Annotated in this window: 15 protein-coding genes; all 15 read left to right on the top strand. The window is 67.8% G+C overall.

The window, feature by feature from the left end; genetic code table 11:
* Window positions 1-5: 5 nt before the first annotated feature.
* Window positions 6-1,328: a DotU family type VI secretion system protein gene (locus ABIC51_RS06345; RefSeq protein WP_175860885.1), complete on the top strand. Its 1,323-nt coding sequence runs from the start codon at window positions 6-8 to the stop codon at window positions 1,326-1,328.
* A 1-nt stretch (window position 1,329) separates the two neighbouring features.
* Window positions 1,330-4,959, top strand: coding sequence for a type VI secretion system membrane subunit TssM (gene tssM / locus ABIC51_RS06340; RefSeq protein ID WP_060314753.1), 3,630 nt, complete (start codon window positions 1,330-1,332; stop codon window positions 4,957-4,959).
* Window positions 4,941-5,636: a type VI secretion system-associated protein TagF gene (gene tagF / locus ABIC51_RS06335; protein WP_063623160.1), complete on the top strand. Its 696-nt coding sequence runs from the start codon at window positions 4,941-4,943 to the stop codon at window positions 5,634-5,636. The genes tssM and tagF overlap by 19 nt, the downstream gene beginning before the upstream one ends.
* A gap of 75 nt (window positions 5,637-5,711) precedes the next feature.
* Window positions 5,712-8,093, top strand: a complete 2,382-nt coding sequence (locus tag ABIC51_RS06330; protein ID WP_354006387.1) for a protein kinase domain-containing protein — start codon at window positions 5,712-5,714, stop codon at window positions 8,091-8,093.
* Window positions 8,080-9,195 carry a type VI secretion system protein TssA gene (gene tssA / locus ABIC51_RS06325; protein WP_354006386.1) on the top strand — a complete coding sequence of 372 codons (1,116 nt, stop codon included), beginning with the start codon at window positions 8,080-8,082 and terminating at the stop codon, window positions 9,193-9,195. The genes ABIC51_RS06330 and tssA overlap by 14 nt, the downstream gene beginning before the upstream one ends.
* Before the next feature lie 82 nt (window positions 9,196-9,277).
* Window positions 9,278-9,832: a type VI secretion system contractile sheath small subunit gene (tssB, locus tag ABIC51_RS06320; RefSeq protein WP_027791616.1), complete on the top strand. Its 555-nt coding sequence runs from the start codon at window positions 9,278-9,280 to the stop codon at window positions 9,830-9,832.
* On the top strand, window positions 9,825-11,333 hold the full coding sequence (gene tssC / locus ABIC51_RS06315) for a type VI secretion system contractile sheath large subunit (protein WP_354006385.1): 1,509 nt from the start codon (window positions 9,825-9,827) through the stop codon (window positions 11,331-11,333). The genes tssB and tssC overlap by 8 nt, the downstream gene beginning before the upstream one ends.
* Before the next feature lie 71 nt (window positions 11,334-11,404).
* Window positions 11,405-11,896 (top strand): Hcp family type VI secretion system effector, encoded by a 492-nt coding sequence (locus ABIC51_RS06310; protein ID WP_027791618.1) that lies wholly within the window; start codon window positions 11,405-11,407, stop codon window positions 11,894-11,896.
* Between the two features lie 16 nt (window positions 11,897-11,912).
* Window positions 11,913-12,461: a type VI secretion system baseplate subunit TssE gene (tssE, locus tag ABIC51_RS06305; RefSeq protein WP_021157089.1), complete on the top strand. Its 549-nt coding sequence runs from the start codon at window positions 11,913-11,915 to the stop codon at window positions 12,459-12,461.
* Window positions 12,462-12,465: 4 nt separating this feature from the next.
* Complete coding sequence (gene tssF / locus ABIC51_RS06300) at window positions 12,466-14,337, top strand: type VI secretion system baseplate subunit TssF (RefSeq protein WP_124838467.1); 1,872 nt, start codon at window positions 12,466-12,468, stop codon at window positions 14,335-14,337.
* An 8-nt stretch (window positions 14,338-14,345) separates the two neighbouring features.
* Complete coding sequence (tssG, locus tag ABIC51_RS06295; protein WP_226128383.1) at window positions 14,346-15,422, top strand: type VI secretion system baseplate subunit TssG; 1,077 nt, start codon at window positions 14,346-14,348, stop codon at window positions 15,420-15,422.
* 12 nt (window positions 15,423-15,434) lie between these two features.
* Complete coding sequence (gene tssH / locus ABIC51_RS06290; protein WP_175897952.1) at window positions 15,435-18,095, top strand: type VI secretion system ATPase TssH; 2,661 nt, start codon at window positions 15,435-15,437, stop codon at window positions 18,093-18,095.
* Complete coding sequence (locus ABIC51_RS06285) at window positions 18,092-20,296, top strand: type VI secretion system Vgr family protein (protein WP_175897951.1); 2,205 nt, start codon at window positions 18,092-18,094, stop codon at window positions 20,294-20,296. Before tssH ends, ABIC51_RS06285 begins: the two co-directional genes overlap by 4 nt.
* Before the next feature lie 15 nt (window positions 20,297-20,311).
* Window positions 20,312-21,577: a tetratricopeptide repeat protein gene (locus tag ABIC51_RS06280; RefSeq protein ID WP_175897950.1), complete on the top strand. Its 1,266-nt coding sequence runs from the start codon at window positions 20,312-20,314 to the stop codon at window positions 21,575-21,577.
* 14 nt (window positions 21,578-21,591) lie between these two features.
* Window positions 21,592-26,331, top strand: a complete 4,740-nt coding sequence (locus ABIC51_RS06275) for an RHS repeat-associated core domain-containing protein (RefSeq protein ID WP_175897949.1) — start codon at window positions 21,592-21,594, stop codon at window positions 26,329-26,331.
* The last annotated feature ends 379 nt before the right edge of the window (window positions 26,332-26,710 follow it).

The following is a 26,710-nucleotide window of genomic DNA, read 5'->3' as shown; positions in this document are numbered from 1 at the left end:
ACGCGATGAATTCCTCCTCCGATTCGATCTCCCCCGGCGCAGGCGGATTCGTGCCGCCGAATCCGGGTGGCACGCATCCGGCCGCGGCGGGGGCGGCCGGCCCGACCGCGACGCAGCCGCGCCCCGGGCGCTGGGCCGCGAGCGGCACGAACCCGCTCGTCGCGGCCGCCAATCCGCTGCTCAACCTCGTGCCGCAGATCCGTTCGACCGTCCATCACCCGAATCCCGCGTGGCTGCGCGAGCATCTCGTCGTCGAGATCCGGCAGTTCGAGGCGCGCGCGCAGGAGGCTGGCGTGCCGTCGGAAGCGATCATCGGCGCGCGCTACTGCCTGTGCACGGCGCTCGACGAGGCGGCCGCGCTGACGCCGTGGGGCGGCAGCGTGTGGTCGTCGCACAGCCTGCTCGTGTCGTTTCACAACGAGACCTGGGGCGGCGAGAAATTCTTCCACCTGCTCGAACGCCTGTCGCAGCAGCCGCGCCAGCATCTCGACCTGCTCGAGCTGCTGTATTTCTGTCTCGCGCTCGGCTTCGAGGGCCGTTATCGCGTGCTCGACAACGGCCATGCGCAGCTCGACGCGCTGCGCCACCAGCTCGCGCTCACGATCCGCTCGGTGCGCGGCGAATTCGAGCCGGCGCTGTCGCCGCACTGGCGCGACGTCGTCACGCGCGATGTCGCGCGCCGGTTCGTCGTTCCGCTGTGGGTGTGCGTGGCGCTCGCGCTGCTGATCGGCTTCGGCGTGTTCGTCGGGCTGCGGATCGCGCTCGCCGGGCATTCGGACCGGCTGTTCGCGTCGATCGACGCGCTGCACGTGCCGAAGCTGCAGCCCGCGCAGGCGCCGCCGCGCCCGGCACCGGCCCCGCGCATCGCGAAGTTCCTGGAACCGGAGATCGCGGCCGGCCTCGTGTCGGTGCGCGACGCCGCCGATCGCAGCGTGATCGTGCTGCGCGGCGACGGGTTGTTCAAGTCGGGTTCGACGTCGGTGATCGACCGCTACGTGCCGGTGCTCGCCCGTGTGGCCGATGCGCTGGACAAGGTGCCCGGCAACGTGCGCGTGACCGGTTATACGGACGACACGCCCGTGCATACGGCGCGCTTCGCGTCGAACTGGGACCTGTCGCGCGAACGCGCGGAAGCCGTGCGCGGCATGATCGCCGCGCGGCTCGATCATCCGGAACGGCTCGCGGCGGAAGGGCGCGGCACGCTCGACCCGGTCGCACCGAACGATTCGCCCGCGAATCGCGCGCTGAACCGGCGCGTCGAGATCACGCTGCTGCCGGCGCCCGGCAGTGCCGCCGCCGGCGCGAGCGCAACGCAGGGGGCCAACTGACATGAACCAGGCTGTCGCGCGTTTCGTCCGGCCGTTGCCGTCGCGGGAGATCTGGACCTTCGCCGGTCTCGTCGTGCTCGCGTGCTTCGTGTGGCTTGCCGGCCCGCTGTTCGCGTTCGCCGAGGTCCGCCCGCTCGAAAGCGGCTGGGCGCGCGGGCTGACGATCGCAGTGCTGTTCGTCGCGTGGGGCGCGCGCGTCGCGTGGCGCAGCTGGCGCGCCGGCCGGCTCAACGCGCAGTTGCTGAACCAGCTGCGCGAAGCGGCGCCCGGGCCGGCCACCGCCGACGATCCGGCGAAAGCGCAACTCGACGAGTTGCGCAGCCGCTTCGACGAAGCGGCGACGCTGCTGAAGAAGGTCCGCTTCGGGCAGGCCGACACCGTGCGCAAGGGCCTGCCGCGCTGGTTCGACCGGATGTCGCGCCAGTATCTGTACCAGTTGCCGTGGTACGTGTTCATCGGCGCGCCGGGCTCGGGCAAGACCACCGCGCTCGTGAATTCCGGGCTCAGTTTTCCGCTCGCCGAGCAGTTCGGCCGCGCGGCGATTCGCGGCGTGGGCGGCACGCGGCATTGCGACTGGTGGTTCACGAACGACGCGGTGCTGATCGACACGGCCGGCCGCTATACGACGCACGAAGGCAACCGCGCGCTCGACGAGGCCGAGTGGAAAGGCTTCGTCGACCTGCTGAAGAAGTACCGCACGCGCCAGCCGCTGAACGGCGCGATGCTGACGATCAGCGTGGCCGACCTGCTCGGCGCGTCGGAGGCCGAGCGCACGCAGCACGCGATGGTGCTGCGCAAGCGGCTGCTCGAACTGCGCGCGCAGCTCGGCATCCGCTTTCCCGTGTACCTGCTCGTGACGAAGGCCGACCTGCTCGCGGGCTTCGCCGAGTATTTCGGCAACTACGGCCGCGCGGAATGCGCGCAGGTGTGGGGTTTCACGTTCCCGCTCGCGCAAAGCGAGGCGCCGGGTTTCGATCTGCGTGCGGCATTCGACCGCGAATACCGGCTGCTTCACCAGCGGCTGAACGACGGGCTGCCCGAACTGCTCGCCGCGCAGACCGACGCGCGCCAGCGCGAGATGACGTACCTGCTGCCGCAGCAGATCGCCGACCTGCAGGACATGCTCGGCCAGTTCGTCGCCGAGGTGTTTTCCGTGTCGAGCTACGAACCGATGCCGATGCTGCGCGGCGTCTACCTGACGAGCGGCACGCAGGAGGGCACCGCGTTCGATCGCGTGATGAGCGGCATCAAGCGCTTCCTGAAGATCGAGGGCGTGCCGCCGGTCGCGCAGGTCGGCTCGACCGGCCGCAGCTTCTTCCTGAAGTCGCTGCTGCAGGAGCACATCTTCCGCGAAGCGTCGCTCGCCGGCAGCGACCTGCGCTGGCATCAGAAACGGCGTGTGCTGCAGATCGCCGGCTACGTGCTGCTCGCGCTGGTGTGCGTGGCCGTGCTGGTCGCCTGGCTGCGCAGCTATTCGAACAATCGCGCGTATCTCGACCAGATCGGCGCGCGCGTGCCGGCCGTCGATGCGCAGATTGCCGGCGCGAAATTCTCCGATGCGGCCGACGTCGCCCGCCTGCTGCCCGTGCTCGACGCGCTCGGCGGCCTCGCGAATACCGGTGGCGTCGACCTGCAGCATCCGCCGCTCGCGTACCGGTGGGGGCTGTTCCAGGGCGAGAAGATCGACGAGGCCGTCGACGCCGTGTACCGGCGCGCGCTCGAGGACGTGCTGCTGCCGATCGCCGCGAGCCGGATGGAGGCCGCGCTGCGCGACGCGCGGCCCGACGAGACCGAATTCGCGTATGCGGCGCTGAAGGCGTACCTGATGCTGTACGACAGCGCGCACTACGATCCTGCGTTCGTGCAGGCCGTCGTCGATCTCGAAATGGAACGCGCGCTGCCGCCCGATTTCTCGCCGGCCGAACGCACCGCGCTGCGTGCGCATCTCGCCGCGCTGTTCGGCGGCCGCGTCGCGGTGTCGCCGTATCCGATGAACGAGCGGCTCGTGGCCGACGTGCGCGACCGGCTGCGGCAGGTGCCGTTCTCGCAGCGGCTGTACCGGCAGCTCACAATGACGCTGCGGCCGGCCACCGCAGCGTTCGACTTCAGCGTCGCGCGCGCGGTCGGCCCCGACGCGTCGCTGGTGTTCCGCCGCCAGGGCGGCAAGCCGCTGTCGGAAGGCGTGCCGGGCCTCTATACGCGCAACGGTTATCGCAACGTGTTCGCGCCGCGCCTGGCCGGCGAGGTCGAGGCCTACGGGCGCGAGGAAGTGTGGGTGCTGAACCTCGGGCTTTCCGAGATTCCCGGGCCGAACGACGCGGCCGCGTGGGCCCGCGATATCCGCCAGCTGTACCTGAACGACTACCTGAAGATCTGGGACGACTATCTCGCCGACATCAAGCTGCAACGCACCGCGACGCTCGCGCAGAGCATCCAGGTGGCACGCGCGCTGTCGTCCGCCGATTCGCCGCTCACGCGGCTGATGGTCGCGCTCGCGCGCGACACGGCGCTCGGCGATGCACCGGGCGGCGGGGCGCGCAATCTCGCCACGCGCGCGCAGGACAAGGTCGACGAGGCGCGCAGTTCGCTGTCGCAGATCTTCGCAAGCAAGGGAAGCGATGCGAACACGTCCGCGGCAGCGCCCGCGAGCGCCGAGCAGATCGTCGACAGCCACTTCGCCGGGTTGCGCGCGTTCGCGCCGGGCAGCGGCGACCAGGCCCAGGCGTTCAACGACGTGCTGAAGTCGATCGACGCGCTGTACACCTACCTGACGGCCACCGACGACGCATTGAGGAGCGGCGCGCAGCCGCCGCCGTCCGACGCGCCGGCGAAGCTGCGCGCGCAGGCCGGCCGCCTGCCGACGCCGTTCCGCGACGTGCTCGACGACCTGTCGAACGTCGCGAACGGCAGCGTGGCGACCGTCGAGCAGCGCAGCGTCGCGACGCGGGCCGGCGCGAACGTCGGCGACTTCTGCCGGCAGGCGATCGCGGGGCGCTATCCGTTCGCGCGCGGATCGTCGCGTGACGTCGCGCCGGCGGATTTCGCGCAGATGTTCGCACCCGGCGGCCTGATGGACGACTTCTTCCAGAAGAACCTGCAGTCGATCGTCGATACGACGTCGCACCCGTGGCGCTTCGCGAACCGCAATGCGGACGCCGATCCGTCGGCCGCCGCGATGCTGGCGTCGTTCGAGAAGGCGGCGGTGATCCGCGACGCCTATTTCGGCGGCGGTGCGCGCACCGCGCAGCTGAAGGTGCAGATCCAGCCGCTCGAAATGGACCCGTCGATCACGGAGATGGTGCTCGACGTCGACGGGCAGATCGTCCGCTACGCGCACGGCCCGCTCGTGCAGAGCGCGGTGGACTGGCCGGGCCCGCGCGGCAGCAACCAGGTGCGGCTGCAGGTGTCGGGGCAGGCCGGCGCGACCGACGGCTTCTCGACCGACGGGCCGTGGGCGCTGCACCGGCTGTTCGACCGCGCGGCCGTATCGGCCGGGCGCGGCTCCGACCAGATGATTGCGCGCTTCACGGTCGACGGCAAACCGGTCGTGCTGCAAGTGAATGCGGGCAGTGTCCGCAACCCGTTCAGGCTGCCCCAGATGGAGTCCTTTACATGCCCTCCGAAGCCATGAGCCCGACACCGCCGTTCACGCGTACCGACGGCGATGCGCCGGCCTGGTACGGGAAGATTCCCGGCGCCGGCGACTTCGTGAACAGCCGGCTGCCGCATGCGCTCGCGCTGTGGTGGGAGCGCTGGCTCCAGCAGGGGATGGCCGCGATGCGCCAGCGCGGCGCGGACGAGATCGAGCGCCATTACACGGTCGCGCCGGTCTGGAATTTCCTGATCCCGGCGGGCGCCGGCGCGTCGTGCGTGCAGCCGGGCTGCCTCGCGCCGAGCTGCGACCGCGTGGGGCGCTACTACCCGGTGATCGTCACGCTGCCGATGCGTGCGGCCGATTACTGGAACGGGCTGCCGGACGCCGCCGACGCGTTCTACTGGCAGGTCGGACAGGCGCTGCTCGACGCGATCCGCCATGCCCGCGCGCCGGGCGATCTCGAGCGGACGCTCGAACGCGTGCGGCTCGCGCCGGGCGTCGACAGGCACGCGGACATCGTCGACGGCACGCCGGCGCCGCTGCCGGAGCGGCCGGCGCCGGCCGCGTGGCCGGGGCTGTCCGGTTACTTCGACCCGCACGGCGGCACCAGCTTCTGGTGGACCAACCGCGCGGACGGATCGCCGCTGCGCACGCACGCGCACACGGGCACGCCCGACAACGCGCTGTTCCTGACGCTGTTCGGCGGCGGTTAGCGGCCGGACAGAAGGACGGCGGGCCGCCGGGCGCGGCGGCGGGCGGAAAGGACGCGGTTTCGAGAGGTGGTGGAGATGAAGGACGCTGGATCGAGAGACAACGAGCACGACACGGCGACACGCGGCGACGCATCCGAATTCACGGTGCGGCCGCTGCCGCTCGGCCATCGCCTCGGCGAATTGCAGCTCGACGAGGTGCTGGGCATCGGCGGCTTCGGGATCGTCTATCGCGCGTTCGACCGCACGTTGCGGCGCGCGGTCGCGATCAAGGAGTACATGCCGTCGATGCTGGCCACGCGCGGCGGCGACTATACGGTGTCGCTGCGCTCCGAGCGGTTCGCGCAGGCATTCGACGCGGGGCGCGGCGCGTTCCTCAACGAAGCGCGCCTGCTCGCGCAATTCGACCATCCGGGGCTCGTCAAGGTCCTGCACTTCTGGGAAAGCCACGGCACCGCGTACATGGTGATGCCGTTCTACGAGGGGCGCACGCTCAAGCAACTGCTCGACGGCGGGATGCGGATCAGCGAGACACAGTTGCGCAACATCGTCGGCGCGCTGCTCGGCGCGCTCGACACGCTGCATCGCGCGCAGTGCTTCCATCGCGACGTCGCGCTCGACAACGTGCTGATCCGCCCGAACGGCAGCGCGATCCTGCTCGACTTCGGCGCGGCGCGCAAACGGATCGGCGATCTGGTCGACGACGGCGCGATGATGATCAAGCCCGGCTACGCGCCGATCGAGCAATACACCGACGATCCCGCGTTCAGCCAGGGGCCATGGACGGATATCTATGCGCTCGGCGCGGTGATGCACGCGATGATCACCGGCGAGTTGCCGCCCGCGGCCGTCGTGCGCAGCATCAAGGACACGTACCGGCCGCTCGCGTCGCGTGAACTGCCGGCCGGCGAGGTGTACAGCCCGGCTTTTCTCGCGGCCGTCGATCATGCGCTGCAGTTGCGGATTCCGGACCGGCCGGAATCGGTCGCGGCATTCGCGGCGGAACTCGGGTTGCGGGACTTCGACCGGACGGGCAGCGGGTATGGCGCGCCCGCCGTGCCGCCCGTGGGCGATGCGGGCAGGGGCGGGGGGGACAAGGGGGCGGCTTCTGTCGAGGCCGGTACCGCGTCGGTTGCCGCCGCGACTTCGATCGGCGCGGGTGGGGCTGCTTCGGGTAGCGCTGCGCCGGATGGGCGGCCGCCGACGCAGGCGGGTGCAGGCCCTGTGTCGACGCCTACGGACACGGCATCCGCATCGCCCGGTATGTCGGACGGCAAGCCGGAAACCGATGATGTGTCTTCAACGTTGAAAGCGGCCACGCACGGCGCAGCCGCCACGGCGGCTGCGGGAGCGCTCGCAGCGTCCGCAGCGCATGCGTCCCGGCCGGCCGCGGAACCGGTTGAATCCGATGCGCCGAATGGAAACGTCGAACGCGCGAAAGAACCGGCCGCTGCACGCACCGACCCGCACGACGAAACCAGCGCGCGATCCGCAAGTACCGATACGGACATCGGCGCGCGTGGTGCGGCGGGTTCCGCGAAAGCGGACGCGTTCGCGGCTGAAGGCGCTGGTGCCGGAGCCGGTGCCGGTGCCGGTGCCGCCAGTACGACCGCACCGTATCCCGCCGCATCGTCGACAGCGTCGTCAGGCGGCGCTTCCGTGCCGCCCGGCGCCCAGCACGGCCAGGCCCCCGCCGGATCGCGCAAGCGCCGGCTGCCTGTCTACGCCGGTGGCGCGGTCGTCGCGCTGATCGCCGTCGGCCTCGCCGCGACCTATCTGTCGCGTCCCGCCCGCGTGGCCGACGAGCCCGCGCCCGCCGCGAGCCAGCCGCAGGCCGGCACGTCACCACCCGCGAGCACGCCGGCTGCCACACTGGCCCAGCAGGGGCCAACTCCGATCGTCGTGCCGCCGTCCAGCCTGCCGGCCGGATCGTCTGCCCAGGTTGCGCCGCCACGCGTCGCCGCCGAGCCTGCCAGCACGCCTGCCGTCGAGGCCGCCGCGCCCGCGCCGCAGGTGGCGACCACCGTGACGAACGCGGCCCCGCCGCCGGCCGGCGCCAGTCCCGCCATCGCGCCCGCCGGCAGCCTCGACGCGTCGGAGCGCGTCGTCAACGTACCGCCGTCGGAAGCCGCCGTTCCGCCGGTGACGACGCCAACCCCGGCACCGAAACCGCCGGACAGCCAGACGGCCGTCGCCGCCGTGAACGCGCTGCCTGCCGAGCAACAGCCGCGTGCGCCGAAGGCGCAGGAAACCGTGCAGGTGCGTTTCAACGTGCGGCCATGGGGCGACGTCTACGTGAACGGCGCGCGGCGCGGCGCGAGCCCGCCGCTGCGTTCGGTATCGCTGACGCCGGGCGTCTACGTGATCGAAATCCGCAACGGCTCGCTGCCGCCGTTGCACCGCACCGTGGCGATCGATTTCGGCAGCAAACCGGTCAACATCGACTATGCATTCGAATGACGTCAGCCAGGCGGCGCTGGCCGCCGCCGCATCTTCCGCGGTGCCGCCCGGCATCCCGGCGACACCGCGCGCGGGCCTGATCGGCCCGTTGCTCGCCGATGTCGCGCCCGATGCGCCGTGCGGCGCGAACCTCGAATACGACGCCGAGTTCCTGCAGTTGCAGGAGCGTGCGACGCCGCGCGCCGAGCAGCAATACGGCGACACCGTGATCCCGGCCGAGGCGCCCGACTGGCGCGCGGTCGAGCGGCTCGCGCTGGCGCTGTCCGCGCGCACGAAGGACCTGCGCGTGATCGCCTGTCTCGCGCGAAGCTGGACCGAGCAGCACGGCATCCCCGGTTATGCGGACGCGCTCGCGCTCGTCGCGAACCTGCTCGAGCGCCGCTGGGACGCGCTGCATCCGCGGCTCGACGCGGACGGCGAACCGGACCCGACACCGCGGATGAACGCGCTCGCCGACGTGGCCGGCGCGCACGACTGCGCGCGCGCGGCGCGCCGCCAGCCGCTGTTCGAAGGCGGGCCGAGCGTGCGCGACGCCGAACGGCTGCTCGACGGCCGCGACGATACCGGCAGCCCCGTAGCCGGCAGCCGCGAAAGCCTGCTGGCCGCGCTGTCGGCCGCGTCGGGCGACGGCACGACGCCGCTCGACGCGGCGCGCGCGGCACTGCACGCGCTGGATGCGATCCGCGTGTGCGTGACCGACAAGCTGGGCCGCGAATGGGCACCCGACGAAGGCGACGCGGAGAGGGCGCTGCGGCGGATCGTACGCGAGGTGCCGCTACCCGAGCCGCAACCGGTGTCGCCCGACACGCAGCAGACCGTTCCCGGCGACGCATCGCAGGCCGCCTCGGCACTCGCTGCGTCGACGCCGATGCCAAACGCCCACGCGTGGCGCGAGGCCGACATCACGAGCCGCGACGACGTGCGCATCGGTCTCGACAAGATGTGCCGCTATTTCGAGCAGCACGAACCGAGCCACCCGGCGCCGCTGCTGCTGCGGCGCGCGCAGCGGCTGCTCGCGCTCGACTTCTACGAAATCATCCGCGATCTCGCGCCGGAGAGCCTCGCGAAGCTGGACCTGCTGAGCGGCGAGCGAAGCGAATGAAACGAATGGACCGAACGAAAGGAACCGCCATGCGGGCGGCAACGACGGACTGCGCAACCTGATCGATGTGAAGGAGTGGACGATGACGGACAGAACTAAGGCGGCGGGCAGCGGACAGAAGTTCATCGCGCGCAATCGGGCGCCGCGCGTGCAGATCGAGTATGACGTCGAGACCTACGGCGCCGAACGCAAGGTGCAGCTGCCATTCGTGATGGGCGTGATTTCGGACCTGGCGGGCAAGCGCGCCGAGCCGCTGCCGGACCTGCCGGAGCGCAAGTTTCTCGAGATCGACGTCGACAACTTCGACGAGCGGATGAAATCGGTCGCGCCGCGCGTCGCGTTCCAGGTGCCGAACACGCTGACGGGCGAAGGGATGCTCAACGTCGACATGACGTTCGAGCAGATCGACGATTTCTCGCCGGCCGCGATCGCACGCAACGTCGACGCGCTGCGCCGGCTGCTGGAGGCGCGCACCGAGCTGTCGAACCTGCTGTCGTACATGGACGGCAAGCACGGTGCCGAGCAACTGATCGAACGCGCGATCAACGACCCCGACCTGCTGAAGACGCTCGTGCGCGAACCGCACGCGAGCGCGCAGAGCGGCGACGCGACCCAACCGGAGGCCCGCGATGAATGATCCTGTCCAGTCCCGCGCCGATGCGCGCGATGCCGCGCGACCCGCCGTCGCGCACGACGAATTCGCGGCGCTGCTGCAGAAGGAGTTCAAGCCGAAGACGGCCGAGGCGCGCGAATCGGTCGAGCGCGCGGTGCGCACGCTTGCGCAGCAGGCGCTCGAACATATGGTCGGCATGACGAACGACGCGTACGGCAGCGTGAAGCAGATCATCGCGGAGATCGACCGCAAGCTGTCCGAGCAGATCAACCAGATCCTGCATCACAACGAGTTCCAGACGCTCGAAGGCGCGTGGCGCGGGCTGCATTACCTCGTCACGCACACCGAGACCGACGAGCTGCTGAAGATCAAGGCGCTGCCGGCGTCGCGCAACGAAGTCGCGCGGACGCTGAAACGCTACAAGGGCGTCGCGTGGGACCAGAGCCCGCTGTTCCGCAAGATCTACGAGGAGGAATACGGGCAGTTCGGCGGCGAGCCGTTCGGCTGCCTGGTCGGCGATTTCCATTTCAACCACAGCCCGCCCGACGTCGAGATGCTCGGCGAGCTGTCGAAGATCGCGGCGGCCGCGCACGCGCCGTTCATCGCCGGCGCGTCGCCCGAGCTGATGCAGATGGATTCGTGGCAGGAGCTGTCGAACCCGCGCGACCTGACGAAGATCTTCCAGAACACCGAATATGCGGCGTGGCGCAGCCTGCGGCAATCGGAGGATTCGCGCTACATCGGGCTCGCGATGCCGCGCTTTCTCGCGCGGCTGCCGTACGGCGCGCGCACCAACCCGGTCGACGAATTCGACTTCGAGGAAGACACCGACGCCGCGAACCACGACCGCTACACGTGGGCGAACTCGGCGTACGCGATGGCCGCGAACATCAACCGCTCGTTCAAGCAGTACGGCTGGTGTTCGTCGATCCGCGGCGTCGAATCGGGCGGGGCGGTCGAAGGGCTGCCGAGCCACACGTTCCCGACCGACGACGGCGGCGTCGACCAGAAGTGCCCGACCGAGATCGCGATCAGCGACCGCCGCGAGGCCGAACTCGCGAAGAACGGCTTCATGCCGTTCGTGCACCGGAAGAACTCGGATTTCGCGGCGTTCATCGGCGCGCAGTCGCTGTACCAGCCGGCCGAGTACCACGATCCCGACGCGACCGCGAACGCGCGCCTGTCCGGCCGCCTGCCGTACCTGTTCGCGTGCTGCCGCTTCGCGCATTACCTGAAGTGCATCGTGCGCGACAAGATCGGCTCGTTCCGCGAACGCGACGACATGGAGCGCTGGCTGAACGACTGGATCATGAACTACGTCGACGGCGACCCCGTCAATTCGTCGCAGGAAACCAAGGCGCGCAAGCCGCTCGCGGCCGCGCAGGTGGTCGTCGACGAGGTCGAGGACAACCCCGGCTACTACACGTCGAAATTCTTCCTGCGGCCGCATTACCAGCTCGAAGGGCTCACCGTGTCGCTGCGGCTCATCTCGCGGCTGCCGACCGCGAAGGCGGCCAACGAATGAGCGGTGGCGCATGCAACGATCGGACTTCAACGCGGCATTCATCCTGACATCGCACTGAAACGGAGACGGTTATGGGCGTGGCAATGTTTATGAAGGTGGACGGCGTGACCGGCGAATCGGCGGACGCGCAGCACAAGGGCTGGACCGACATCCAGTCGTTCACGTGGGGCGCGAGCCAGCCGGGCGCCATGGCGAGCGGCAGCGGCGGCAACGCGGGCAAGGCGAGCTTCAACGATCTGGTCGTCGCCGCCTACATGGACAAGGGGGCACCAGCGATCATCAAGAACTGCGCGAACGGCAAGCATTTGTCGTCGGTCGAGATCTCCGCGTGCAAGACGGGCGGCACGCAGGTCGAGTTCATGCGCGTGACGCTGCAGGAGGTGCTCGTCACGTCCGCGCAGGTCGCGGGGATCGATCCGGGCGACGTCGCCGACCGGCTGATGATGCATTACGGCTTCCAGGCCGCGAAGGTGAAGAAGCAGTACTGGCAGCAGAACGACAACGGCGGCAAGGGCGCGGAGGTGACCGTCGGCTGGAACATCAAGGAAAACACCGAGATGTGACGGCGCGGAGACGACCATGGACGACCCGCGAACCCGCGACGGCCGGGAGGGCAACCTGCGCGACCGGCTTCAGCCCGCGCTGCTCGACCGGCTCACCGACGACACGCCCCAGCGCGCGAGCGAAGCGCCCGGCGCGCAGTGGATCGGCACCGAACGCCTGCGTGCGGCCGTGCTGCGCGATCTCGCGTGGCTGCTCAACACGCGCAACGCCGAGGACGGTTTCGTCGACTGGCCGGCGTTCGCGCACGCGCAGGCGTCGGTGCTCAACTACGGGATGCGGCCGCTCGTCGGCAAGCCGATGTCGGGCGTCGAGCGGATGTCGGTCGAGGCGTCGATCCGCGACGCGATCGTCCGCTTCGAGCCGCGCATCGCGCCCGACAGCATCGACGTCCGCAGCGTGACCGATGCGCCGGGCGGCCGCGCCGGTGAACGGCGCCACAACGTGCTGCTGTTCGAGATTCGCGGCACGCTGTGGTCGATCCCGCATCCGCTCGAATTCGTGCTGCGCTCCGACCTCGATCTCGAGACGGGCGCGATGTCGCTGCAATCCGTGGCGGGAGCCTGACGCGATGGATACGCGACTGCTCGATTACTACAACCGTGAACTCGCGTACCTGCGCGAGCTCGGCGGCGAATTCGCGCAGCAGTTCCCGAAGGTGGCCGCGCGGCTGCGGCTCAATGAATCGGGGCCGCCCGACCCGTACGTCGAGCGGCTGCTCGAGGGCTTCAGCTTCCTCACCGCGCGCGTGCAGTTGAAGATGGACGCCGAGTTTCCGCGCTTCACGCAGGCGCTGCTCGATGCCGTGTATCCCGGCTATGTCGCGCCGCTGCCGTCGATGGCGATCGTGCGGTTCGCGCCGATGCTGAACGAAGGCAGCCTCGCGCAAGGCTGGCGGCTGCCGGCCGGCACGGCGCTGCGTGCACGGCCGGCCGCGTCCGAGCAGACCGCGTGCGAATTCCGTACCGCGCACGACCTGACGCTGTGGCCGCTCGAACTGACCGATGCGAGCGTCACCGGCGCACCGTCGTGGCTGCCGCGCGGCGTCGTCGCCGCACGGCAGGACGTGCGCGGTGCGCTGCGCATCCGGCTGAAGGCGCGCGGCGGCGCCAGGCTGTCGCAACTGCCGCTCGACCGGCTGACGTTCCATCTCGCGGGCCCCGAGCGCGACGCGCTGCACCTGCTCGAACTGATCGCCGCCCATGCGCTCGGCGTCGTGTGCCACGATCCGGCGCAGCCGCCGCGCTGGCTGCATACGCTCGATGCCGACGCGATCGTCCACGAGGGTTTCGATCCCGCGCAGGCGATCCTGCCCGACGACGGCCGCAGCTTCCACGGCTACCGGCTCCTGCGCGAGTATTTCGCGTTTCCGGCGCGCTTCCTGTTCTTCAGCATCGGCGGGCTGCGTGCCGCGCTCGCACGCGCGACCGGCGACGAGTTCGAACTGACCGTGCTGTTCGACCGCCACGACGCCGCGCTCGAGGCGGCCGTCAGCGCGCGCCACCTCGCGCTGAACTGCACGCCGGCCGTGAACCTGTTCGCGCGCCGCGCCGATCGCATTCAGTTGCAGCCGGGAGCGCGCGAACACCATGTCGTCGTCGATCGCAGCCGGCCGCTCGACTACGAGGTCTATGCGGTGCAGCGCCTCGCGAGCGAGCAGCGCGACGACGGCCAGTCGCGCGAATTCCGGCCGTTTCACGCGTCGTTCGCCGGCGACGACGGCAACCACGGCGCGTACTACACGGTGCGGCGCGAACCGCGGCTCGTCTCCGCCCAGGCGCGCGCGAACGGCACGCGCACCGGCTACGTCGGCAGCGAGACCTACGTGTCGCTCGTCGACAGCCAGTGCGCGCCGTACGACGAGACGATGCGCTACCTGGCGGCCGACACGCTGTGCACGAACCGCGACCTCGTGCTGCTGCAGCCGCCCGGCGACGCGAACACGTTCACGCTGCGCGTGTCGGCCCCGGTCGACAGCATCGTCGCGATCCGCGGCCCGTCGCGGCCGCGCCCGCCGATCGCCGACGCGCAAACCGCGTGGCGGCTGATCCGCCATCTCGGGCTCGCACGTCACACGCTGACCGATCTCGACGACGACGAGGGCGCGCATGCGCTGCGCGAACTGCTCGGCCTGCACGCCGACCCGGCCGATGCCGCGATGCGCCGGCAGATCGACGGCGTGCTGCGCGTGGCGTTCTCGCCTGTGTTCCGCCGGCTGCCGGCGTCCGGCCCCCTGATGTTCGGGCGTGGCGTGCAGGTCGACGTGACCGTCGACGATCATGCGTTCTCCGGCGACAGCCCGTTCCTGCTCGGCGCGGTGCTCGAACAGTTCTTCGCGCGCCACGTGTCGATCAACGCGTTCGCCGAATGCGTGCTGACCAGCGCGCAGCGCGGCACGCTCGCGCACTGGCCGGCGCGTGTCGGCAGGCGGCCCGCGATATGACGCGCGACATGTTTCCGCGTGCCGGAACGGCCACCGAAGCCGCACGCCGCGACGCGTGGTGGGCGCGCCTGCGTGCCGCGCCGCACGGTTACGACCTGTTCCAGGCGCTGCGCTGGCTCGATGCGCTGTCGCCCGGCCGCGCGCCGCTCGGCCATGCCACGCGGCCGCGCGACGAGCCGGTGCGGCTCGGGCAGCAACCGTCGCTCGCGTTCGCGGCGTCGATGCTCGCCGGCGTGACCGACGACGGCACCGTGCCGCCGCGCATTGCGATTCACGGATTCGGGCTGTTCGGCCCGAACGGGCCGCTGCCGACGCACCTGACCGAATACGCGCACGAACGCGCCGCGCAGCACGACGACCCGACGTTTGCCGCGTTCGCCGACCTGTTTCATCACCGGCTGATCCTGCTGTTCTACCGCGCGTGGGCCGACGCGCAGCCGACGGTGAGCCTCGATCGCCCGGAACGCGCGCGCTTCGACGGGTATGTCGCGAGCCTGATCGGGCGCGCGGCGCACGACAACGATCCCGCCGCGCATGCCGACGCCGACACGCTCGCGCCGCATGCGCGTTATTTCCATGCCGGCCATCTCGTCCGGCACACGCGCAACCCGGAAGGGCTCGTGCAGATCCTGCGCCGGCATTTCGGTGTCGAGGCCCGCATCGTCGAGCACGTGCCGCAATGGGTCGCGATCGAGCGGTCGCAGCGCTGCACGATCCGCGCGACGCGGCCGACCTTGCGGCTGGGCGCCGTCGCGCTCGGCATCGCGGTGCGCGATGCGCAGTCGCGCTTCCGGATCGTGCTCGGCCCGCTGTCGCTCGACGCGTACCGCCGCTTCCTGCCGGGCGGCCCGCATGCCCGGCAGCTCGCGTCATGGGTGTGCGAATACGTCGGCATCGAGTTCGACTGGGACGTGCAGCTCGAACTGGCGGCCGACGCAGTGCCGGCGATCGCGCTCGGCGCGCCGCAGGGCATCGGCCGCACCGCGTGGCTCGGGCAGCGGCTCGAACCGGGTCCCGCGCGCGACCTCGTCGTCCGCTACGACGTGCGGCGCGCCGGCGCCCCCCTTCATCGCGAAACCGCCTAAACGGGAACCGTCATGTCCGATATCGGCCGCGTCAACCTGTTCGGAAAACTGAATCCGTTCCTCTACGAGACGCTCGAGCAGGCGACCGGCTTCTGCCGGTTGCGCGGCAATCCGTACGTCGAGCTCGCGCACTGGTTCAAGCAGATGCTGCAACGCCCCGACGGCGACCTGCAGCGCGTGCTGCGCCACTTCACGATCGATGACGCCGCGATCGACCGCGGGCTCGTCGCCGCGCTCGACAAGCTGCCGCGCGGCGCGGGCTCGGTGTCGGATCTGTCCGTGCATATCGACGACGCCGTCGAACGTGCGTGGGTATACGCGACGCTGAAGTACGACGCGACGCGCATTCGCGGCGCGGTGCTGCTGCTCGCCATCCTGAAGACGCCGCAGTTGCGCAACGTGCTGCTGGCGATCACGCGCGAATTCGAGCGCATCGTGCCGGACGTGCTCGCCGACGCGCTCGAATCGATCGTCGAAGGCTCGCCCGAGGCGCCGCCGGCCGGGCAAGCGACGCCGGGCGGCGGCACGGCGATGCGCGGCGCGGCCGGCGCCGCGGACGGCCCGGCGCTCGCACGCTTCGCCGTCGACCTGACCGCCCGCGCGCGGGCCGGCGAGATCGACCCGGTCATCGGGCGCGACGCCGAGATTCGCCAGATCGTCGACATCCTGCTGCGGCGCCGGCAGAACAACCCGCTGCTGGTCGGCGAGGCCGGCGTCGGCAAGACGGCCGTTGCGGAAGGCTTCGCGCTGCGGATCGCCGCCGGCGACGTGCCGCCGTCGCTGCGCGACGTCGCGCTGTACCTGCTCGACATCGGGCTGCTGCAGGCCGGCGCGAGCGTGAAGGGCGAGTTCGAGAGCCGGCTGCGCGGCGTGATCGACGAGGCGATGTCGTCCGAGCGGCCGGCGATCCTGTTCATCGATGAAGTCCACACGCTCGTCGGCGCGGGCGGGGCCGCCGGCACCGGCGACGCCGCGAACCTGCTGAAGCCCGCGCTCGCGCGCGGCCTGCTGCGCACGATCGGCGCGACCACGTGGTCCGAGTACAAGCAGTACATCGAGAAGGACCCGGCGCTGACGCGACGCTTCCAGCTCGTGCACGTGCACGAACCGGAAGAGGCGGCCGCGCTGACGATGCTGCGCGGCCTGGCCGGGAAGCTCGAGGCACATCACCGCGTGCTCGTGCTCGACGACGCGCTGCAGGCCGCCGTCACGCTGTCGCACCGTTACATTCCCGCCCGCCAGTTGCCGGACAAGGCGATCAGCCTGCTCGACACGGCCTGCGCGCGCGTCGCCGTCAGCCAGCACGCGGTGCCCGCGCCGATCGAGGATGCGCGCCGCCGCATCGACAGCCTGCGCGTCGAACAGGAGCGGATCGGACGCGAATGCGCGCTCGGCACCGGCGATACCGCGCGGCGCGATGCGATCGATCACGACATCGCCACTGCCCGGGCCGAGCTCGACCGGCTCGACACGCGCTGGCAGACCGAACGCGACGCGTTGACGGCGATCGTCGATGCCCGCGCGCTGCTGCTCGACGACGACCCGTCGCACGTGCTCGACGCCGACGCGCGCGGCGCCGCTCAAGCCCGCCTGTCGGCCGCCCAGCAGGCGCTGGCCGACCTGCAGGGCGATGCGCCGCTCGTGCTGCCCGCCGTCGACACGCACGCCGTGGCCGCCGTCGTCGCCGACTGGACCGGTATTCCGCTCGGCCGGATGGTGCGCGACGAAACGCAGGCCGTGCTGAAGCTCGCCGATACGCTCGGCGAGCGCGTCGTCGGCCAGAAGCACGCGGTCGAGCTGATCGCCGAGCGCATCCAGACCGCGCGCGCCAGGCTGGACGACCCGAAGAAGCCGCATGGTGTGTTCCTGCTGTGCGGACCGTCCGGCGTCGGCAAGACCGAAACCGCGCTCGCGCTGGCCGACACGCTGTACGGCGGCGAACACAACGCGATCACCATCAACATGAGCGAGTTCCAGGAGGCGCATACCGTGTCGACGCTGAAGGGTGCGCCGCCCGGCTATGTCGGCTACGGGCAGGGTGGCGTGCTCACCGAGGCCGTGCGCCGGCGCCCATACAGCGTCGTGCTGCTCGACGAGATCGAGAAGGCGCACCGCGACGTGCACGAGATTTTCTTCCAGGTGTTCGACAAGGGCTGGATGGAGGACGGCGAGGGGCGCGACATCGATTTCCGGCATACGGTGATCCTGCTGACGTCGAACGTCGGCGCCGATCGCGTGATGCAGCTGTGCCGCGATCCCGAGCGCCTGCCCGACGTGCAGACGCTCGCCGATGCACTGCGCGCGCCGCTGCTCGACGTGTTTCCCGCCGCGCTGCTCGGCCGGCTGACCGTCGTGCCGTACTACCCGCTCACCGACGCGACGCTTGCACGGATCGTCGCCCTGCAGTTGCGGCGGATCGAGCAACGGATCGACGCGCATCACGGTATCCGGCTGCGCTGCACCGACGCGGCGACCGCACTGGTCGTCGAGCGCTGCCGGACGATCGAGTCCGGCGGCCGGATGGTCGACGCGATCCTCACGCATACCGTGATGCCGCGCATCGGCCGCGCGATCCTGCAGGCGACGCTCGAGGGCCGCACGCTGTCGTCGATCGAGCTGGGCGCGGCCGACGGCGAATTCGCATACCGGTTCGACGAGGAGGAGGCGACTTGAATCGCGTATTCACACTCGACAGCCCGCACGGCGACGACCTCAAGTTCCATACGCTCGACGGCAGCGACGAACTCGGCCGGCTGTTCGAATTCCGGATCGAGGCGCTCGCTGACAGTCACAGCCTGTCGCTGAAGGACATGCTCGGCAAGCCCGTGACGGTCCGGATCGAACAGCAGGACCTGTCGACGCGTTACCTGAACGGCATCGTGGCGCGCGCGTCGCTCGCCGGCCGGCGCGCCGAGCGGTACTACGGCTACGAACTGATCGTGCGGCCCTGGTTGTGGCTCGCGACGCGCCGCTCCGATTGCCGGATCTTCCAGAACAAGACCGTGCCGGAGATCGTGCAGGAGGTCCTGTCGACGTACGGCTTTCCGATCGAGAGCCACCTGGCGGAGACGTACGTGCCGCGCGATTACTGCGTGCAGTACAACGAGACCGACGCTGCGTTCGTGTCGCGGCTGATGGAGTTCGAGGGGATCTACTTCTGGTTCAGGCACGCCGAGGATACGCATACGCTGATGCTGGGCGACGCGATGTCGTCGCACACGGCGCTGCCCGGCTACGAGACGATTCCGTACATCGCGCGCGACCGCACAGCGATCGCCGACGAAGAGCGCATCGACGGCTGGCTGCCCGCGCAGGAAGTGAGCGTCGGCCGGCACCAGACCACCGACTACGACTATACGAAGCCGCGTGCCGACCTTTCGTCGCAGAAGGTCGATCCGCGTGGGCACGATCACGACAGTTTTGCGTCGTTTGAGTGGCCGGGCGGCTATCGCGACGATGCGCCAGGCGCACATTACAGCCGCGTTCGGCTCGAGGAGCAGCAGGCCGAGCATGAGCGGGCGAGTGCCGATACCGATGTGCGCGGTGTCGCGCCCGGTTACCTGTTCACGCTCGAACGTTGCCCGCGCGCCGACCAGAACCGCGAATACCTGATCGTGCGGTGCCAGTACCGCTTTCAGGAGAACGTGTATGCGAGCGATCAGGGCGCGGAGGCTGTGGTGCATCAGACGATGATGCTCGTGCAGCCGTCGAGCCTGCCTTACCGGTCACCGCGCGACACGCCGCGGCCACGCACCAACGGGCCGCAGACGGCCACCGTGGTCGGGCCGCCGGGGGAGGAAATCTGGACCGATCAATACGGGCGCGTGAAGCTGCAGTTCCGGTGGGATCGATATGGGCAAAGCAATCAGGATTCGTCGTGCTGGGTACGGGTGTCGAGTCCTTGGGCGGGTGGTGGGTTCGGTGGTGTGCAGATTCCGCGGGTAGGCGACGAGGTCGTCGTGGATTTCCTGAACGGCGATCCGGACGAGCCGATCGTGACCGGGCGGGTTTACAACGGCGAAAAGATGCCGCCGTGGGGGCTGCCCGGAAGCGCGACGCAGAGCGGGTTGCTGTCGCGCTCGTCACCGGGCGGGACGACCGAGCATGCGAATGCGTTCCGGTTCGAGGACAAGAAGGGCGCCGAGCAGCTCTGGATGCACGCGGAACGGAATTTCGATGCGGAGACGGAGCTCGATCATTCGCTTTCCGTCGGGAACAACCATACGCATACGGTCGGGAACGACGAAACGATGCAGGTGAAGAACAACCGGCAACGGAGCGTGGGGCAGAACGAGACGGTGAATATCGGGCAGAACCGGGTCGCGCAGATCGGGGCGAACGAGACGCATGGGGTCGTCGGCAACCGGACGCGAACGGTCGGACAGAACGAAACCGTGACGATTGCCGCGAATCGGGATGCGACCATCGGTGGCGCGCACACCGAAACGGTTGCAAAAGCCAAGACCGAAACGATCGGCGAAGCCAAGACGCTGAACGTCGGGCAGATGTATCAGACGACGTCGCAGGACATGAAGACGCTGGTTGCGTCGGCGCATACCGAAGAGATCGGCACGCGCACTTCGACGATTGCGAATGCGCACACGCACACGGTCGGTGGTGAGCACACCGTCAACGTCGGCGCGAACCATACGACGAACGTGCAGCATCAGGTGCTCGTCAACGCAGGCGATCAGCTTGCGCTCGTCTGCGGGATGTCGAGCATCGTGATGAAAAGCGACGGCACCATCATGATCCAGGGCGTCAACGTCGCGTCGACCGGCACGAACACCCACAGCGTGAACGGCAAGACGGTGACGTCGTCGGCGACTGCGGAGCACACGGTCGAAGGCGCCGTCCTGAAACTGAACCCGTGACGGAGGCCCGCACGAATGCAGAACTGGCAGCCGACCAATCCGGTGGAGCGCAGGTTCATGGATGCGCATGCGGACTGGATGAGTTTCGCGAAAGACAAAGCCGCGAGGTTGATGGTCTGGCAGACCGACGAGACCGATTCGGAACTCGTGCGGCTGTATTTCCAGGTTCAGGACGAGACGTCGTGCGCGGTCAGGACGATGCGGGCGTCGTTCGTCGATGAATCGGGTTATGCAAAGGCATTGACGGATGAACTCGTTGTGTTCTACGACAGCCGGCGAGAGGGGTCTGATGCGCAGGGCGTGCGTGCGAACTGGCAGCCGCCGTATGACGACGGCAAGAATCCGTTGCTGTATCTGTTCGCGGTTACCGACAGCCTGATGCAGCACCATCCGGATGTTTTTCCGGCGATGGTGTTCGTGCTGGAGCCGGCGAAAGTGCGGGATGACGCGGCATGGGTGCGATGGATGGACGATGTGCTGTCGATCATTGCAATCGCGCCGCAGCTTGCCGAGCGATTGCGCTTTGTCGTGCCGCGTATCGAAATCGCACCGTTTGCTGCGTTGATGCAACGGCATCGGGCGGCAGTGCGTGTCGTACGGGGAAAATATTCGATGGCGAGTGTGCCGCGCGAATTGCTGGCGGAATCGGGCGAGCGCGGGCCGAGCGGCGAGTTCCGACGGCACTTCGTGATGCTGACCGAGATGATCGAAGGCGGCAGTCCCGCACGGCTCGAGGAACTGCGTGCGGCGGCACTGGGCGTCGCGGAACGCGAGGAGTGGTTTGATCAGTGCGTGGTCGTCCATTTGATCGCAGGTTCGGCATATCTGAAGTGGCGCGATCGCGCGCGTGCGATCGAAGCGTATCGCAGCGCTGTCAGCAGCGGGATGCGTGCGGTCGAAGCAGGGCATCCGGCCGGGCACAAGCTTGTCGCGAATGGTTTGTTCGGCGAAGCGAGCGTGCATCTGACGCACGGGGATTATGCGCACTCGGCGTATTGCTATGAGCGTGCGGTGGCGTCGACTACCGCCGCGAAGGACGGGCTGATGACGGTCGAGGCATGGCGGATGAGCGCGGTGTGCTGGGAGCGGGCAGGGGAGCGTGACCATGCGCTGGAGGCCGGGTTCAACGCGCTCGATGCGGGATTGATGATCGACGAGCCGATGCGGGCGAACAGCAATCTGCCGATGGTTGTCGAGTGGATGGTGTCGCAGCTCGGTGTACAGGACCAACGGCGCAACGCGTTGAGCGAGAAGGTCGCGGCGTTGCGCAGTGGTCGCTGAGCGGGGGCGAAACCGTGGCACTTCTGGCCGTCAAGCATCTGGATCCCGTTGTTGGCGTGGACGTTCATTCGGTACTGGTCACGCCGGGTACGCCACCGGTGTTCCTGCCGCACCCCCATGTCGGGTTCATGCTCGATCTGCGCGAGTACATCCAGGCCGCAAAGGCTGTGGCCGGCTGCATTGCGATGATGATCGTGCAGGAGAAGGTGGCCGAATACATCGAAGATCACCCTGAAGATGTGGCGAAGCTCGAACACCTCGCCGATGAAGCGGGCCAGCAGGTCAATGAACTGACCAGCGACCCCAATGTCGCCGAGGGGATGAAACTGGCGAAAGCAGCCAACACGATCAAGAATCGCATCAGCGACGATCTTGGCTCGAACGTCGGATCGGGTGGCGGCAGCGGCAGGCCGATTTTCGTGAACGGCATGATGCGGGCCACGGCCGGAACGCATGCGTATCACGTTCCGGGTTTGCATTTTCCGCTTGGCGAATCGTTTGCCCCGCCGCCGGCCGAGTTCGAACCGTCAAATGACGGGGAATCGTTCATGGGCAGCAAGACGGTGCTCGCCAACAACGATCCGATGTCGTACATGGCGCTGGAGGCGTTGAGTTGCTGGTCGATCGGGATGGAGCCGCCACCGCATAACAGCGCGCATACCGATCGAACCTATCCGTCGATGCCGAGTTCGGTGATGCTGCCGATTCCGGCAGGAAGGCCCGTGTTGGTGGGCGGACCACCGATCATGAACATGGCCGCGGCGGCGAAGGGGTTGTTCAAGGCATTTCGGGGATCGAAGTGGGCGAAGACGCTGGCGGACAAGCTGCATTTGAAGCCGGGGTTCTTGCGCTGCAAGGTGTTGCACGCGGAGCCGGTGGACGCGTCGACGGGTGAAGTGGTCGTGGAGCAACGCGACTTCATCGTATCGGGACGCTTGCCGCTCGAGTGGGATCGATACTATTCAAGTCACGATACGCATGTCGGTGCCGTTGGAGCAGGTTGGCAGACGCCAGCGGATATCCGGCTGGAGCTGTTGCCGAACGGCGACGCGATCGGCGTGGTCGCCCATCTTCCGGATCATACGACTGCGTTCGATGCACTGCCCGCGACCGAAGGCTGGTCCTCGCGCGAATGCGACTGGCAGCAAGCGGATGCGTTGTACCTGCTCGGCGACCGGCTTTTGCTGCGCACGCGCGAAAGCATCGAATACGGATTCCCGTTGCCGCCGCAATGGCGGCAAACGATTATCCCGCCGAGCGGCGAGTCGAGACCGACGCTGCCCATCCATCGCATCTCCGACCCGAACGGAAATGCATGGGTCTTCGAACGCGATCAGGGCGGACGACTCGAACGCATCGCCGAATGGAGACGGGATGGCGCAACCGGGCGCGTCATCGCATGCGAGATCCGGGACGCTACGCGTCATGATGCGAACGGCGCCGCGCATGCCGGATTGCTGACCGCATTGACGCTGGTCGACGCGAATGGACACGCGCATCCGCTTGTTACCTACGAGCATGATCGAGACGGCAACTTGCGTGCCGCGGTCGATGCAATGGGATGCCCGTATCGCTTCGATTATGCGGACGGGCATCGGATCGTCAGGCATACGACCGCGCGGGGCATGTCGTTTCATTACCATTACTGCACCGACGACGACGGCGTTTGGCGCGTCGACCATGCATGGGGCGACGACGGCTTGTTCAATTACCGGTTTGTGTACGACCGCACACGAATGCAAACGTGTATCACCAATTCGTTGGGACATACGACAGTACTGCAACTGAACGCGCAGGGCATGCCTGTATTCGAGCTGGATCCGCTCGGCGGTATCACGAGTTACCGGTACGAGGCAAGGGGACGCACGAGTGTCGCGACCGATGCCGCCGGACGTATCACGTCGTGGGCATACGATCGGCGCGGCAATCTCGTGATGGAAACGCTGCCGGATGGCAGGTCGATTCGAACCGAGTACGACTCGAACCATCATCCGGTCTGCGTGACGTTGCCCGGCGAACGACAATGGCGATACGAATGGGATGAGCGAGGCAATTTGCTTGCACAAATGACGCCGTCGAATGCGACCTCTCGTTACGAGTACGACTCGTACGGACAGCTTGTCGCACAGATCGGACCATGCGGCGAACTTTCGCGATTCGAATACGACCGCGACGGTCATCTGGCGGCGGTGACGGACCCACTCGGTCATCGAACGCTCTATCGGCACGATGCGCGAGGACATCTCGTCGAAGTGATCGACGCGCTCGGACAGACGAGTCGGTACGAATACGATCGCAATGGCAATTTGACGCGCGCAATCGAGCCGAGCGGGAAGGAGATTCTGTGCGGGTACGATGCCGACGGCAACCTGACGCACTATCGCGATCCGGCCGGCGCTACGGCGCAGCTTCAGTACTCGACGCTGGGGCGAATCACCAAACGGCTATCGCTGGACGGAACCAGCGTCGAATACCAGTACGATACGGAAGGCCGGCTCATTGGCGTCATCAACGAGCGCGGCGAACGATACCAGCTCAAGCGCGATGCGATGGGCCGCATTGTCGAGGAAGTCGACTACTGGGGCCAACTGCGTCGCTACGAGTATGGCGAGTTCGGCGAACTGCGACGGAGTGTCGACCCGGCCGGGCTGGCTGTTCTCTACCTGACCGACAGGTTCGGGCGCGTGGTGCAGAAGCAGGTCGCGGACGCCAGACAGGCCGACGGTTTCCGCATCGAGAAATTCGAATACGACCGCATCGGCAGGCTCGTCGGGGCGCAGAATCCGGACAGTTGCCTCAGACTGGGCTACGACGACGCAGGCCGCCTCATTGAAGAAGGGCAAGGCGACGATTTCGTCATCGCTTACCGGTACGATACGGTCGGGCGGCGCATCGAGCGCCGCACACGGCTCGTGACCGGTCACGAAACGGTGACGCACACCGTACGCTACGGCTACGACGCTTTCGGCGCCGTCGCCTCGATCCAGATCGACGATGCCGCGCCCGTCAAGCTCGAGCGGGACGCGCTTGGCCGGATCTGCGTGGAATACCTGGGCGAGGCGTTGCGACGCGAGCTGGTGTACACGAAGGAGGGGCAACTGGCACGGCAAACATTGTTGTCCGGTACCGGCGCCATCTTTGCCACCGAGTACACATATGATGCCAACGGCGAGATGACCGAGAAGCGCGACTCCCGACTCGGTATCGAACGTTTCGATTACGACCCGATGGGCAAGCTGACCGCACACCTCGACCCGAGCGGCAAACTGCTGCGCTTCCTGCACGATCCTGCGGGCGACCTGTTGACGACGAGAAGCAACCCGGGCCATCGCACCGGTGTGTCGGACCCGACATTGCCACTCGATGCCTGGGTACGCGAGGGCGAGCACGATGGCTGTCGTTATACGTTCGATCGTACCGGCAACCTGATACGCAAGCGTGACGCGCAACAGGATTTGCTGCTGCGCTGGGACGGCGACGGGCTGCTGGTCGAAACATCGGCGGTACGCATCCCGGCGGACCCTGCGATCCAGGCGAGTCGTATTCATACCCGCTACGCGTACGACGTCTTTCAGCGGCGCATCCGGAAGACTACGCAGATCCTCGACAAGCCTGACGCGCCGGCCGGGTCGGTATCAGCATCGACAGTCAGGTCGCACCGTCACGATTACTTTTGGGACGGCGACGCGTTGGTGGGTGAAATAGCGCGCCCGGACCAGAACGTCGACGTGCCGTTGATCAATGTCGTCAACGAGCTGGATCCCGGCTGGGGAGCGGGCCCGGTCGACATATCTCCGGCGGATGGCTACGGAGAATCGTGCGAGTGGGTTTATTACCCTGGTACGTTTCGGCCGCTGGCAGCGTTGCGATACGCACCGAAGAACCGTTCGGATCAGTCGACGGCGGCTTCGGAATCTGCGGCGCGCAACGTGTTCTTTCAAACCGAGCCCAGCGGGGCGCCGACACGACTGATCGATCAATCCAGTGCAATCATCTGGGAAGGGCGCTACGGGGCGTGGGGGCATGTCGGTTCAGCCCGGATGCACGCTGCCGACGATCAGCGACTACGGCTCCAGGGGCAGTACGAGGACTGGGAAACGGGCCTGCACTACAACCGATACCGATATTACGATCCGGCGATCGGGAGCTTCGTCAGCCAGGACCCCATTCGAATCGATGGTGGAATCAACCCATACCAATACGCGCCCAACGTATTTGGCTGGCGAGATCCTCTCGGTCTTAAACGAGAGGAAACGCCATTTGACGGCTATCAAAGAATCCGGTCATTTCGGGAAAGAAGAGGGCTCGATCTGCCAAACAATCCTGATGGCCGGTTCAAGACCGGGGATAAATTGGGATCGATCGGCACGATCTTGGGCTCGGATCGCGTGTACGGGATCAATTCCACTTTGCGGGAGACCCAGGATTTCCAGTTGACGCGGGCGTGGCGTCAATGCCTCGGCCTTGATGGGTCAAAGGGAAACACGTTTCAATTTCTATTTCACTCCGAGGCGGGCACTTTATTGCTGGGGCATCGTGAAGGCCTGCTCGGCGATGAGGTCACCCTGATCAATGACCGGACGACATGCGCGCCTGCCTGCAGACCGATGCTGTCCCGGCTCTTGGCCCCACTGGGCATCGGCCGTTTGACGGTGTACTCCGGTGGTTCGATGTCGCAGATTGCGCGCGTGGACGTCTATACACGCGGCGGACGGCACGAATGCATGACCGGCAAGCGCGATCCCAAGTTGTAACGTCGGCACGCCCGCCGACCCAGGTTCGTGCCACGCGTCGCGGCACGTCCGGCCGCCACGACCCGGCAGCAGTTTGTTCAATTTTTCGAATTGACATAACGTGAATTATCGGTAGTTTGTGTTGTAGTGGCTAGATTGAAATGTCCGCTTTTGGCTACATAGAAATGTCCGCTTTCGGGCCGCGTAAGCTGTCCGGCTGCCGGTTGTCCGGCGCCGGAGGCTGCGATGTATCCAGGTGCACTGGTGACACTGAACATGCGAGAACTCGACCGTCTGAAGGTAACCCAGGCCGTGGTGGACATGGGACTCAAGCCCGGACGCGCGGCCGAACGACTGGGCGTGACCGTGCGTCAGCTCCAGCGTCTGGTGGATCGTTACC

It is taken from the genome of Burkholderia sp. 572, assembly GCF_040545135.1.
Classification (GTDB): domain Bacteria; phylum Pseudomonadota; class Gammaproteobacteria; order Burkholderiales; family Burkholderiaceae; genus Burkholderia; species Burkholderia cepacia.
Note: the sequence above shows the minus strand (reverse complement) of the source record. Positions and strands in the feature narration are given on the sequence as shown.

What these genes read in the sequence shown, in the direction of transcription:
- ABIC51_RS06310 (WP_027791618.1), top strand. Translation starts at nt 11,405, where the DNA reads ATGGGCGTGGCAATGTTTATGAAGGTGGACGGCGTGACCGGCGAATCG.
- ABIC51_RS06330 (WP_354006387.1), top strand. Translation starts at nt 5,712, where the DNA reads ATGAAGGACGCTGGATCGAGAGACAACGAGCACGACACGGCGACACGC.
- tssE (WP_021157089.1), top strand. Translation starts at nt 11,913, where the DNA reads ATGGACGACCCGCGAACCCGCGACGGCCGGGAGGGCAACCTGCGCGAC.
- tssM (WP_060314753.1), top strand. Translation starts at nt 1,330, where the DNA reads ATGAACCAGGCTGTCGCGCGTTTCGTCCGGCCGTTGCCGTCGCGGGAG.
- ABIC51_RS06345 (WP_175860885.1), top strand. Translation starts at nt 6, where the DNA reads ATGAATTCCTCCTCCGATTCGATCTCCCCCGGCGCAGGCGGATTCGTG.
- tagF (WP_063623160.1), top strand. Translation starts at nt 4,941, where the DNA reads ATGCCCTCCGAAGCCATGAGCCCGACACCGCCGTTCACGCGTACCGAC.
- tssA (WP_354006386.1), top strand. Translation starts at nt 8,080, where the DNA reads ATGCATTCGAATGACGTCAGCCAGGCGGCGCTGGCCGCCGCCGCATCT.
- tssF (WP_124838467.1), top strand. Translation starts at nt 12,466, where the DNA reads ATGGATACGCGACTGCTCGATTACTACAACCGTGAACTCGCGTACCTG.
- tssH (WP_175897952.1), top strand. Translation starts at nt 15,435, where the DNA reads ATGTCCGATATCGGCCGCGTCAACCTGTTCGGAAAACTGAATCCGTTC.
- tssC (WP_354006385.1), top strand. Translation starts at nt 9,825, where the DNA reads ATGAATGATCCTGTCCAGTCCCGCGCCGATGCGCGCGATGCCGCGCGA.
- tssB (WP_027791616.1), top strand. Translation starts at nt 9,278, where the DNA reads ATGACGGACAGAACTAAGGCGGCGGGCAGCGGACAGAAGTTCATCGCG.
- ABIC51_RS06280 (WP_175897950.1), top strand. Translation starts at nt 20,312, where the DNA reads ATGCAGAACTGGCAGCCGACCAATCCGGTGGAGCGCAGGTTCATGGAT.
- tssG (WP_226128383.1), top strand. Translation starts at nt 14,346, where the DNA reads ATGTTTCCGCGTGCCGGAACGGCCACCGAAGCCGCACGCCGCGACGCG.